This window comes from uncultured Psychrobacter sp. (assembly GCF_947488565.1).
Lineage (GTDB): Bacteria > Pseudomonadota > Gammaproteobacteria > Pseudomonadales > Moraxellaceae > Psychrobacter > Psychrobacter saeujeotis.
In genome coordinates, this window is sequence record NZ_CANKZC010000005.1 from 50,989 (window position 1) to 63,384 (window position 12,396).

Here is a 12,396-nt window from a genome sequence, read left to right on the forward strand (position 1 = left end):
ACTAAATCTTACTGTACTTTTCCTCTGTGTTCATAAAATTGAAGGTTTTATAAACCCTATAAAACCCTTTGTTTAAGTGACTGATTTTTAACGTTTAAATTCACGAAACATTTTATAGCAAAATACTGTTACACATTTGGTCTATTTCTTGGTTTAATGATGGTAATAAAGCTTGTTTTACTAGTATGAATATACCGTTCACCTAACAATAATTATGATTGCTATATTTTTATGCTATTGAGATAAGCTATTTTTAAACAATTTTAAGGGTTTGTTCATGATAGATGCAGACGGCTTTCGCGCCAATGTCGGCATCATCCTGGCAAATACACAGGGGCAAGTACTGTGGGCGAAACGTATTGGTCACAACGCTTGGCAGTTCCCTCAAGGCGGTATCGACCGCGGGGAGACGCCGATGGATGCAATGTATCGGGAGCTCTGGGAAGAGGTCGGTCTATATCCTCGTCACGTAGATTTATTGGCAGTAACGCAAGATTGGTTGCGTTACCGTTTGCCAAAGCGCTACGTGCGCCATGGGCAATATCCACTGTGTATTGGGCAAAAACAAAAATGGTTTTTGCTGCGCTTAGATGAGCCGAACGCGCAACACATCCGCTTTGATGCGGGTAAACCTGAATTTGATCACTGGCAGTGGGTCAGTTACTGGTATCCACTAGGACAAGTGATTCATTTTAAACGCGGGGTATATCGGCGTGCTTTGCAAGAGCTGGCACGCGAATTACCCCTTAGACAAGAGCTAATTATTCCTGAGCAAAATAATCATTTATTGATGGAATAATTGAACCATTCAATCCAAAACGCATTACAGATGCTCACATGAATATCTAGAACATTTAGATATTCATGTGAGCATTTCTTATTGCAGATGTGAATGATAATCAAATTCGCGACTAATAATATTCGCAGTAACTTTTGTATTTTTGGCATCATTACGTAGCGTCAAAATACTTTGCGTGCGAGTCCCATAAGTTGGTACATTTTTTTCTGTATCACCAAAAGCAACAGGCTTGATATAAACAGAAGATAGCATCTGCTCAATCTTTGCAGTCATACCAGTATTTGGTAGTTTATCTGCTGGCGCTGGAGTATTGTCTGACAACACATTAAAAGCAGCATCTCGCCAGTACTCAAACGAGTTATCCTCTGCAATTAGCGGCAGTACTTCTTGTCGTAGCCGACCACGCAAGCGCTCAGTCTTAAACCAGCTATCTTCTGGCTGACCATTAGAGAGAACATGCAAGCCTGCATATAAGGGTGTTGGTGCATGCCCGCGATTATTAACAATGACAGCCTGCGCTGCATCACCAATAATGAGGTTAAAACCCGCGTAGTCTTGCAAGCTGATTTGCCGTGCAAAATCCATTGGACTTATATTACTGGTCAAAAAATCTGTGACGAGTGCACCACGTGAGCGTTCATCCAAGCTTCCCTGCACACCATCACGAAAATTTAGTACGGCGGCCCAGCGTCCATTTTGCTCATTAAAACCGGTATGCTGTTCTTGATGAATACCCAGCCAAGTACCACCACTTTGGCTATCCCGTCCAGCATAGATAGAGTTATCAGACCACTGATGCAGGGGCTCAGTTGGACGCTGCAAAAACTCATCGCGATTAGACAGTAGTACTAATGGCAACTCATCAAATAGTTGCCAAGCGATGGCCACGATGCACATAAAATTCCTTTATATGTTAAAAATTATAGTTGCTAAAAGCCTGTCATTTAGCGCGACTGTTATTTTATATTTTTAATAATTAATTAGCGTTTAGCTTCTTATCGGCAGGGTAGCTAATTTGATAAGTAGACTGTACCACTCGCGATTGCTTACTTGGCAAATCAAACTCCCAAGCGACCATGCCCTTATTGTCATTCCAGTCCTGCTCAGTAACTGCTGGTGTATGGGTCGCTGTAACGTTGATATCCTCATCGCGGCTGATAGGCTCAGCGCTTAAAACTTGCAAACGCACGCTACGATTGTGCTGATTGGTAAATTGATAGGCCTGTTTGGTCGTCAAGGTTTGCAAACGATTGAACACGCCTTTATCGCCTTGTTTGTCTTCATCGGTCAGCTGCTTTACTAACACGTTAGGATCAATCCCAAAACCAATGCCCTGCTCTTTTAACGATTGATAGCTATAGCGCGACTGCCCGACATAGTTGTCATCGCGATATAATTGTAATGAGCCATCAACCCAAGCTGGGGTCAAAAACGGTGCTGATGCGTACCAATAAGCGGCTTGCTCGACGCTTGGTGTGCTGCGTAGCCACAGCTTACTATTACCAGATTGCTCATCAATGACCGTCCGTACCCGTCTTCCATCACTTGGGATGCTGACGCGCTGCGGCAAACGATACTCGGTAATACCATTTTTGTTTTGGCTACTAACAGTAAAGCTTGGCAGCGGCGCCATGTTCGCAGCAGACTCGGCGCCACCATAGCTATCGCTTGCAGAGACAACCACAGGGACAGCTTCCATAGCAGCTGGCGCATACCTAGCGCGTTTAGCTTGCAGCGCTTCATATAAAGACAAACGCTGTACTTTTGGCAGCTGACTAGTAGTATTTTGATTGGGATTAACAGTGCTCAAAGTAACGGGTATATTTGACCAGTTCTCTCCCGTTTGTTGGGCGATGACGGCAGAAGCTGTGATGCTAAGCTCTTTACTCTCAGTATTTAGGCGTGCTTGATAGGTCGGCTCCCAACCTGCGCCGCGTACTTGATAATGCAGTTTCACTGAGCTTGGGGAACGGCTAGCCGTACGCACACTTACTTGCGTCACGCTATTACGTGTTGAGGTCGCACTGCCTGCCATCAGCTGATTAAGGGCATCTTGCGCGCGAGCTTGGCGCTGCTGAATATCCAAAATTCTTTTATTAATGCTTGCCGCTTGCGTTTCTAAATCACGCGCATTGTTCGCCAATGTACCATCCGTACTTATTTGCGTGACTTTGGTCAGATTTTGCAAGTACGCTTTGGCTAAGCGTGCCGCTTCTAACTCTGCCGTAATATCAGCCAAATTATTCTGCTGCGTTTGTACTTTTGTATCACCTTGGTACTGACATTGCGCGGCTTGCTCACCGCTCAAGGTTTCAATACTGACTTCGCCGACATTTACAGTGCCAAGTGCCTGCACGCTGACACTATCTTGATTAATAGACGGCGATAAACATGAAAATATCAGCGTCTGCTCGCCGGTACCATTTATTGGCAAGGCACGGGTCACACTTGCTAAGCCTTGATAAATGGTCACTTGTTCAACGCTACTCATGGCAGCTTGAGCAGGATACACACTTAAAGCTGCTAGGCTAACTAGACTTAGCGGTATCATGAACCGTTTTAATACCAACCTGCTCGGTTTTTTTGAATCATTGTGATCGGTAAAAACTGGTGCTGTTAAAAAGTAAGCGCGCATAATAATCCTCAAAAATAATATTAATCCGTTAATATCGCTGGTTAGCGCAAGCTTACGTGATCTGACGCTATATAAAATGACTTATTGATCTGCTTATTATTGTTGTACAGTATTTTTATCCAGTATTCTAGATGGTACTTATTCTAAACCCAGCTTTATATCTTAGCGGTTTTCTGTCTTTCTTTCTAGATGTTGCCAGCGGCAGATAAGTTGTTACGATGAACCTAACCTGACAGTAATTTGGTATGCCTAAGTAGCTATTTTTGCTATTATGACCAGCATTCTATTATCAACAAATATGACACCCTTATGATGATTCATCCTCAGTATGATCCCGTGGCACTGTCCTTGGGTCCAGTAGAAGTGCATTGGTATGGTCTAATGTATTTATTGGCCTTTGCCGCCGCTTATGGTTTGGCTTGGTATCGCAGTACTAAGCGTGATAGCTGGTCAAGTGACATGGTCTCAGACTTAGTGTTTTTTGGTGCGCTTGGGGTTATTTTAGGTGGCCGTATCGGCTACGTCTTGTTCTATCAGTTCGGTGAATTACTACAAAACCCAGCCTATCTCTTTAAAGTCTGGGAAGGCGGAATGTCGTTTCATGGCGGCCTGATCGGTGTTGGGCTTGGTATGCTGTATTTTGCCCGTAAATATAAAAAGACGCCTTTTCAAGTGCTCGACTTCATTGTGCCTTGTGTGCCAACAGGGCTGTTATTTGGACGTATCGGCAACTACATTAATGGCGAGCTATGGGGACGTGTATCTGATGGCGGCTATAATTGGCTGACGTATTTTCCACAAGCCGCCGCCTTTGATATGCAGCAATTGCAAGCCAACCCTCAGCTGCAAGAGTTGATGATGGAAGTAAATGGACAGTACTTACTGCCCCGTCACCCCTCACAGCTTTATCAAGCGCTTACTGAAGGTCTGCTATTATTTTTGTTATTGTGGTGGTATTCGTCCAAGCCGCGTCCACGTATGGCAATCACTGGCGTCTTCATGCTGGGTTATGGGTTTAGTCGCTTCATCGTCGAGTTCTTCCGTCAGCCAGATGCTGATCAAGGCTTTATCTTATTGGGCTGGGTCACTAAAGGGCAGATACTAAGCGCACCAATGATTCTTATCGGTATTTTCTTAATCATTTATGCTTACAAGCGCGATATTTATGATTGGGGTCGTCAATCCGCTTATTAAGACGTATGGAAATTGAGAGACATTAAAATTGATATACATTAAAACCAAAGACTATGGAATCTAAAAAGTCATGATTACTACTAACAACGAAGCGGCTTATCTTGATTTATTAAAACTAGTATTGGCTGATGGTACTGAAAAAGGTGATCGTACTGGTACTGGTACGTTAAGTCATTTTGGTGCGCAGCTGCGTTTTGATTTGGCGTCAGGATTTCCGTTGTTAACCACTAAAAAAGTTCACTTTAAATCAATCGTCTATGAGCTATTATGGTTTTTAAGCGGTAGTACCCATGTTGATTACTTGCAAGAGAATGGCGTACGTATTTGGAATGAATGGGCAACGAGCGAACAAACAGCGCTCTTTAATCGTCCTGCTGGCGATTTAGGGCCAGTTTATGGTCATCAATGGCGCAATTATAGCGCGACAAAGAACGAAGAAGGCGGCTACAATAACGATGGCGTTGATCAAATTACCCAAGTCGTAGAGCAAATAAAGACCAATCCCAATTCTCGACGTCTAATCGTCTCTGGTTGGAACCCAGGTGAAGCGGAGCAAGTAGCCCTGCCGCCTTGTCACACGCTGTTTCAGTTCTTTGTCGCCGATAATAAGCTGTCATGCCAGCTCTACCAGCGCTCAGCAGATTTGTTTTTGGGTGTACCGTTTAATATCGCCAGCTATGCATTGTTGACTCATATGGTCGCGCAAGTTTGTGGGTTGGATGTTGGTGAGTTCATCTGGACGGGCGGTGATTGTCATATTTACCAAAATCATCGCGAGCAAGTCGAGCTGCAACTGTCACGTGAGCTTTACACGCTGCCAACATTAACGCTTAACCCTGATGTCGATGATATTTTTGCATTTAAATACGAAGATATTACTGTCAATGGCTATGAATCCCATCCTACTATCAAAGCAAAAGTTGCGGTATAGTTTATCCATACTAAAACTGGTTTTACTTTATTTTGATGAAAACAATAAGGACACGTTATGAGTTATGCCCATACTGAAGTTGCCCAAATCGTCGCTATCGGTAGCAATCGCTGTATCGGTAAGGATAACGAGCTGCCGTGGCATATCTCAGCAGATTTGCAGCATTTTAAAAGGATGACGACCAAAGCAAATGATGGTGCTATTCAAGGTATCGTCATCATGGGTCGTAAGACTTTCGAGTCGATGAATAGCAAACCATTGCCAAAGCGTGTCAGCTTTATCATTACAACGCAACTAGATTACGCTGAGAAAAAAGGGCTGGTGGGTAAAGATAATGTTTACGTCGTGCATAATTTAGATGATGCTCTGACGCAAGCGGCGAGCCTTGCACACGGTGCCCATCTTGACACGATTTGGGTGATAGGCGGCGAGCGCGTGTTTAGTGATGCATTCATGTATACCGATCGTATTGAGCTGACTTATGTCGATATCGAAATCACTGACTGTGACGCTTTTTATCCTGAGCTACCAAGCGACTTTGAAATATCTGCAGAATCTGCTCAAGAACATGATGAAAAAAGTGGGTTAGATTTTAGATTTGCGACTTATTTAAAAAAAGAAGCTAAATAATATTACTCTTTTCTTTCGTCAAAAAAATGATAAAAAGGCGGTCTTAGACATTTCTAAGACCGCCTTTTTATAATCAATCAACTTACTCATGCAGCACTTTATAAACCGTTTTTGCTAATACCGGACCAATTCCTTGCACGCCTGCCAGCTCTTGTTGCGAGGCGCCAAGCAATTGTTGCAGTCCACCAAAATGATTCAGCAAATCACGACGGCGCTTCTCACCCAGCCCCGGTATAACCTCTAGCACTGACGATGAACGGCGCTTATCACGCTTCTTACGGTGCGCTGTGATGGCAAAACGGTGCGCTTCATCACGAATATGCATCAATAAATGTAGCGCCTTGCTATCCATTGGCAAATCAAGCGGCTCATGATCGATAAAGTGCAATACTTCAAGTCCGGCCTTGCGCCCCTCACCTTTTGCCACACTGATGAGCAATGTATCATTAAGAAGACCCAACTCTGACAGTACTTCTTTTGCGATGCCAAGCTGACCTTTACCACCATCAATAAGCAATAAATCAGGTAATGGCTGTTTTTTATAGCGGCGCGTCAGCACTTGCTTCATTGCAGCATAGTCATCACCGCCTTGAATATCATGGATGGCATATTGACGGTAATCACGACGACGCGAGCCCCCTTGATCAAAGACTACGCAGCTGCCGATGGTCGCCTCACCCATGGTATGGGAAATATCAAAGCATTCGATTCGATCAATGGTTCGATCGGTGACATCAGACAATACGTCTTTGAGAGCGCCAAAGCGCGAATGCAGCTCTAGATAATCACCCAGCTTGGTTTTAAGCGCATTGTTGGTATTTAGTTTTGCCAAGTCCAGCCACTCTGAGCGATGTTCACGTACATTGGTTTTGATAACGACTTTGCTATCAAAATGCGTTGCTAGTGCTTCGCTAATTGCTGTCTGATCAGGCAATTTATGACTTAATATCATCTCGCTCGGTAAGTCATCGGTCACCTGAAAATAGAATGAGGTGATGAAGGCGGATAAATTATCAGCGAGCGACTCGCTACTATCGACATCAGGGAAGTAGTTTTTACCACCAAGTACGCGCCCGCCGCGTACCGTCAACACGTTAACACAAGTCATGCCTGCCTGACTGGCAATCGCAATTACATCAGCCTCACCCTGCACGGTATATACTGCTTGCCGCGCTTGCACTTCACGTAGCATAGACAGCTGGTCACGATAAAAAACCGCCTTTTCAAAGTCTAATTCTTCAGCTGCACCTTCCATCTTTTCGATTAACGCACTGTGAATGTCGCTTGAGTCACCCTTTAGGAACCGAATGGTGTTATTTACATCCTCTGCATATTCTTCTGGCGATACCAAACCGACACAGGGCGCACGGCAACGCTTAATCTGATATTCAAGGCACGGACGCTTACGCTGCCTAAAAAAGGTATTGGTACATTGACGCATCTGAAACATTTTTTGCATCAAAACCAAGGTTTCTTTTGCCGCATGAGCAGAGGGAAAAGGACCGAAGAAACGACCTTTTTGGTGATTGCCTTTGCCGCGTCCATAAGCCAATCTCGGATAAGGTTTATCGGCTGAAATAAACACATAAAGATAAGATTTATCATCACGCAATAATACGTTATAAGGGGGACGATATTCTTTAATCAGGTTTTGCTCAAGCAGCAGTGCCTCGGTCTCACTACGGGTAATGATGGTCTCGATATCGTGAATCCGTGCCACCAATGCTCGCGTTTTTGGATGGTCAATGGTCTTAGCGAAGTAGCTATTGACGCGACTTTTTAGCGACTTTGCTTTACCCACATATAAAATATCGCCGTTTTTTCCCAGCATTTTATAGACCCCTGGCAGATTTGGCAGGCGTTTGATAAGATGCTTAAGACGGGCTTTTTTATCATCTGCGAGACTTGTTTCTGAGACGTTAACCATAAATTTGTTGCTCTTAAGATACTGATATACAGCTAATTATGGGGCGATAGCCCGAGTTTTACAAGCTATCGCTTCCTATGGGTTTATGCACAAAAAAACCAGCATGAAGCTGGCTTTTCTTTTTTTGTGGTAGGCAAAATTTCTAATGACGGAAGTTCGGTAATAGTGCTGGAATACCTGGCAACATACCAACGACCGCCATAACACCTGTTAATATCACAAAGGTAATCACAGGTATAATCCAGCGACTCATTTTTGATAAACTCGCACTTCGCTCTTTAGAACCTATTAATCCAAGGTTATCAAGTACTAAGGTTATCGACCAACCAAAGGCTGGGTTTACCAGTGCTGATGCAAATACCACAATGGCAGCTGACTGCGTGGTTTTACCTTCGCGCGTCATCTCCATGCCAGCCTCAAGCAGTGGGATAAAGACACCGACGATCAACGCCACACACATCACCGGCTCCCAAATAGCCAGATCCATTGGGTAGCCCCAGATACCAGCGATCAGACAAAACAGTCCAGTTAGTACCGCACCCGCTGGAATCGGACGCTTAGCGATCGCTGCTGGCACGATATAGGTACCCCATGATGAGGCAAAGTTTGCGCCGCCCAATACAGAGCCTGCCACCTGACGAATAGAAGCGCTGGTCATCGTATCATCTATATCCATCAAGACACGCTCAGTACGCTGTGGATAGCTGATTTTTTGAAAGACTTGATGACCTAAAAAGTCAGGCGACCACATAGCGACGGCTAATACCGCAAACGGCAATACCACAACGAAGCTTTCAACCGTTGGCAGACCTAGCATCCAACCAGTGTTTTCACCCCACCAATACATTGGATTCATATTTGGCAAGCCAGGTGCAGTTTCAAAAGCAAAGGGCGCACCCATCGCAAAAGCTACGCCACCACCTAATAAGCAGCTAAGCGGCACAGCAAGCCAACGCTTTTGAAAATTTTCTAATACGGCATACAGTATGATCGTCAGCAAAACCACCACAAAGGCAATATGTGCCATGCCAATCCCCTCTGCCCAAGCAAACAGATTTTTGACTTGTGATATGGTACCAATAAAGCCTAAATACAGCAGCAGACCACCGCACACGCCTTTACTGGTCAGGTTCGCCAGCAGACTACCACCCTTACTAATCGCCAGCAACAGACCAAAGGCACCGATGAGCAGACCAAAGGCCATCGGGTGACCACCAGCTGCCACCACAATAGGGATAAGAGGAATAAGTGGGCCATGCGTACCCGCAAGGTTGGCAGTCGGTAGCAAAAATCCTGAGAATAAAATAACGAAGAACGCAACGATTAATAGCTCATAGCGGACGTTTTCTAACACAAAGGCATCACTGAGACCAAGCGGCCCTGCAAACGTAGCGGCAATAGCGCCCACCATTACTACTTTACCGATTGTCGCGGCCATCGCTGGAATGGTATCTTCATATTCAAAACGATAATCACGAAACGGCAAATTCATACGCCAGCGCTTGGGCTGCATAATCTGTAGCTCATGATTTAGATAGGCGTCACGACTGTCAAAGCTTGAGCTTGGCTGATGCAAATCAGTATAGCTACCTTGCAATTCATCATCGTAGTGAGCTGAATTTGACTGCTGCGGATTGGTGCTTGAAACGGGGGTCTCGTTACTACTCATCACATCTCCTTATGCCAACTGAGGATTCGTTTTTTATCTATGACGACTTTTTGCACAAAATCGTACAAAAAATAAGCTGCTCAACACAAATTGGCAGCCATTGTATGCTATCAAGACTAGGATTGCGAGTTTTGCCGTCACAACTCTTGACCTTTTCTTCGCATTTTGATGTATGACTGGCACCGCTCTTAGAGACCATTTAGTCCTAATAAACAGACATCTTCTACATTGATAACAGGGTAAACGTTTATTATAGTATTGATATTGTTGAATAATTAATATTCGTTACGCTTTAAAACTGGTAGCAGTTTTTATTTTTGACTATGATAGGTGTTTTTTGTTCAGTTTATAATTAGCTCAGTCCATCATTAATAAAAATGATGGTTATCAATATATGAGCATCTTTACGTACCGTAAAAGATTAAGAAAGATAAAGGAATAACAATATGAGCTTCCTACCCAAGAACCTAGAAAATTTAAAACGTAAAACTAAAAAGAACGTCATGCCACTTTTAACGCCGCACTTACTTAAGTTGCGTATTAATACCTATGCTCCTTATGTCGGCGCTGGTATCAAGGTTGAGCATGTCGATTTAGATCAAGGCTTGTGTGTGGTCAGTATGGGTCTTAATAGTCTGAATAAAAACATCGTCGGCACACAATTTGGTGGTAGCTTATACTCGATGGTTGATCCTTTTTATATGCTCATGCTTATGCATCAACTTGGCAGTACGTACGTAGTATGGGATAAAAGCTCGCATATTGAGTTCGTTGCCCCTGGCAATAGCAAAGTGACAACGCGCATGAAAATTCCTAGTACAGAAATTGCCACTATTCAGGAGCTGGCAAAAGACGGCGAACCTGTATTTCGTGAATATCAAACAGATATCGTGGATAGTCAGCAAAAAGTTATCGCTACGGTCACTAAGACCATTTATATCCGTTTGCGTAAGTACAGCAAGTCCAAGGAACAAATCAATCGTATAGATAATGTTGACTTCTAGGTTTGAATTTAAGGCCATCCATACAAAAACCCCAATCTGGCATGTGCTCAGATTGGGGTTTTGTCTTTTTGGTATGGCCCGCTTATTTATAAATAAACCTATGAATAAGGGCTTGTATCTACTGTTGCTTTACTCCTAAGCGGCATATTAACAGCTAAAGCGCTTCGGCAAGCTTAAACGTAATGCTTAAACTTAGATACCAGGTGCAGTTTCAACTGCATCAGGTACACCAGCATCAGTCTTTTTCTGAGCAGCTGGACGACCACCAAGCTTTTCGCGAATACGAGCTGATTTACCAGAACGCTCACGTAAGTAGTACAGTTTCGCACGGCGAACAGCACCGCGGCGTTTCACTTCAATGCTATCAATGATTGGTGAATGCAATTGAAATGCACGCTCAACACCAACGCCACTTGACATTTTACGGACAGTAAACGCTGAGTTCAGACCGCGGTTACGCTTAGCGATAACCACACCTTCAAAGGCCTGTAAACGCTCACGCTCACCTTCACGTACTTTTACTTGAACCACGATAGTATCACCTGGTGCAAAGTTTGGGCGTTCAAGTAGTTGTTCGTTTTCGATGACCTGAACCAATGGATGCTTGTTGCTCATGAGAGTTATCTCCTCACATTAGATAATAGAGGCTTTACGCATATCACCTGTTTGTAATAATTAATCGTATCACGCATTTACGAGATACAACATAAATGGGGTCTAACAAACGGCCATTGTCGTATGACCTGTTTTATTATTGATCAAAATCTTCATTGTTAACTGTGTTTAAACTATTTTGTTTTGCCAATGCTTTTAGCCAAGCAACTTGCTGCGTATTTGGAGTAAAAGCTTGCCACAAATCTGGACGTCGTACTTTGGTACGCTCGACCTGTTGACTAAAACGCCATTTAGCAATATTGGCATGATGTCCAGAGAGCAATACTTTAGGCACTTTCATACCAGCAAACTCAAGCGGTTTAGTATAATGTGGACAATCAAGCAAACCATCGACGAACGAATCTTGCTCAGCTGACTTGTCATCACCCATTATATTGGGTAGACGACGTATCACACTATCCATGAGTACCATTGCTGGTAGCTCGCCGCCAGTCAGTACATAATCACCAAGTGACACTTCCATATCAACATACTGCGATAATAAACGCTCATCAATCCCTTCATAACGACCGCATAATAGAATCATGCCATCATACTCAGTCATGCTGACCACGTTGTTCTCACTTAGTACTTGTCCTTGCGGTGACATGTAAATCACTGGACAATGTGCTTTGTCAATACGGCAACCATACTGGCTGGCACGCAGGCGCGCATCTTCAATTGCTTTTGATAATGGCTCAGCCATCATCACCATACCAGGACCCCCACCGTAGGGACGTTCATCAATACGGCGATAATTATCCGTAGTATAGTCGCGTGGATTGATGCACTCAATTGTGACTTGCTCCTGAGTCACTGCTCGTCCCGTGATACCAAACTCACGAATCGTGGCAAACATCTCAGGAAAAATACTAATCACAGCAAAATACATCAGACCTCTGTTTAAGTAATGCTCGCTAAATGACACCTGCATGAACATATCATTGCTTCAA

11 protein-coding genes are annotated in these 12,396 nt (G+C 43.8%); 5 read left to right on the forward strand and 6 right to left on the reverse strand.

Annotated features, from left to right (window positions below):
• The first annotated feature begins 277 nt into the window (after positions 1 to 277).
• The gene (locus Q0890_RS11425) at positions 278 to 799 is read left to right on the forward strand and encodes an RNA pyrophosphohydrolase (protein ID WP_299221022.1); all 522 of its coding nucleotides are present in this window, start codon (positions 278 to 280) and stop codon (positions 797 to 799) included.
• A gap of 78 nt (positions 800 to 877) precedes the next feature.
• Here Q0890_RS11425 and Q0890_RS11430 read toward each other — a convergent pair whose 3' ends face one another.
• Positions 878 to 1,696 (reverse strand): NRDE family protein, encoded by an 819-nt coding sequence (locus tag Q0890_RS11430; protein ID WP_299221024.1) that lies wholly within the window; start codon positions 1,694 to 1,696, stop codon positions 878 to 880.
• Between the two features lie 79 nt (positions 1,697 to 1,775).
• Positions 1,776 to 3,434, reverse strand: coding sequence for a DUF4139 domain-containing protein (locus Q0890_RS11435; RefSeq protein ID WP_299221026.1), 1,659 nt, complete (start codon positions 3,432 to 3,434; stop codon positions 1,776 to 1,778).
• Between the two features lie 309 nt (positions 3,435 to 3,743).
• Between Q0890_RS11435 and lgt the strand changes: the two genes are divergently transcribed.
• The 3 genes from lgt (at position 3,744) to Q0890_RS11450 (ending at position 6,189) form a co-directional block, all read left to right on the forward strand.
• Entirely contained in the window at positions 3,744 to 4,628 is an 885-nt protein-coding gene (lgt, locus tag Q0890_RS11440; RefSeq protein ID WP_299221029.1) for a prolipoprotein diacylglyceryl transferase, read from the forward strand.
• A gap of 70 nt (positions 4,629 to 4,698) precedes the next feature.
• Positions 4,699 to 5,559, forward strand: a complete 861-nt coding sequence (locus Q0890_RS11445) for a thymidylate synthase (protein ID WP_299221032.1) — start codon at positions 4,699 to 4,701, stop codon at positions 5,557 to 5,559.
• Between the two features lie 57 nt (positions 5,560 to 5,616).
• Positions 5,617 to 6,189, forward strand: coding sequence for a dihydrofolate reductase (locus tag Q0890_RS11450; RefSeq protein WP_299221035.1), 573 nt, complete (start codon positions 5,617 to 5,619; stop codon positions 6,187 to 6,189).
• An 82-nt stretch (positions 6,190 to 6,271) separates the two neighbouring features.
• Here the strand turns inward: Q0890_RS11450 and uvrC are convergent, their stop codons facing one another.
• Both uvrC and Q0890_RS11460 read right to left on the reverse strand, forming a co-directional pair.
• Positions 6,272 to 8,116 carry an excinuclease ABC subunit UvrC gene (uvrC, locus tag Q0890_RS11455; protein WP_299221038.1) on the reverse strand — a complete coding sequence of 615 codons (1,845 nt, stop codon included), beginning with the start codon at positions 8,114 to 8,116 and terminating at the stop codon, positions 6,272 to 6,274.
• A 142-nt stretch (positions 8,117 to 8,258) separates the two neighbouring features.
• Entirely contained in the window at positions 8,259 to 9,785 is a 1,527-nt protein-coding gene (locus Q0890_RS11460; RefSeq protein WP_299221040.1) for a DUF3360 family protein, read from the reverse strand.
• A gap of 446 nt (positions 9,786 to 10,231) precedes the next feature.
• Between Q0890_RS11460 and Q0890_RS11465 the strand changes: the two genes are divergently transcribed.
• Entirely contained in the window at positions 10,232 to 10,789 is a 558-nt protein-coding gene (locus tag Q0890_RS11465; RefSeq protein WP_299221043.1) for a DUF4442 domain-containing protein, read from the forward strand.
• A gap of 192 nt (positions 10,790 to 10,981) precedes the next feature.
• Here Q0890_RS11465 and rplS read toward each other — a convergent pair whose 3' ends face one another.
• Both rplS and trmD read right to left on the reverse strand, forming a co-directional pair.
• A complete protein-coding gene (gene rplS / locus Q0890_RS11470; protein ID WP_299221044.1) occupies positions 10,982 to 11,404 on the reverse strand; it encodes a 50S ribosomal protein L19 in 423 nt (140 codons plus the stop codon).
• Between the two features lie 136 nt (positions 11,405 to 11,540).
• Entirely contained in the window at positions 11,541 to 12,335 is a 795-nt protein-coding gene (gene trmD / locus Q0890_RS11475; RefSeq protein WP_299221312.1) for a tRNA (guanosine(37)-N1)-methyltransferase TrmD, read from the reverse strand.
• Positions 12,336 to 12,396 lie beyond the last annotated feature (61 nt).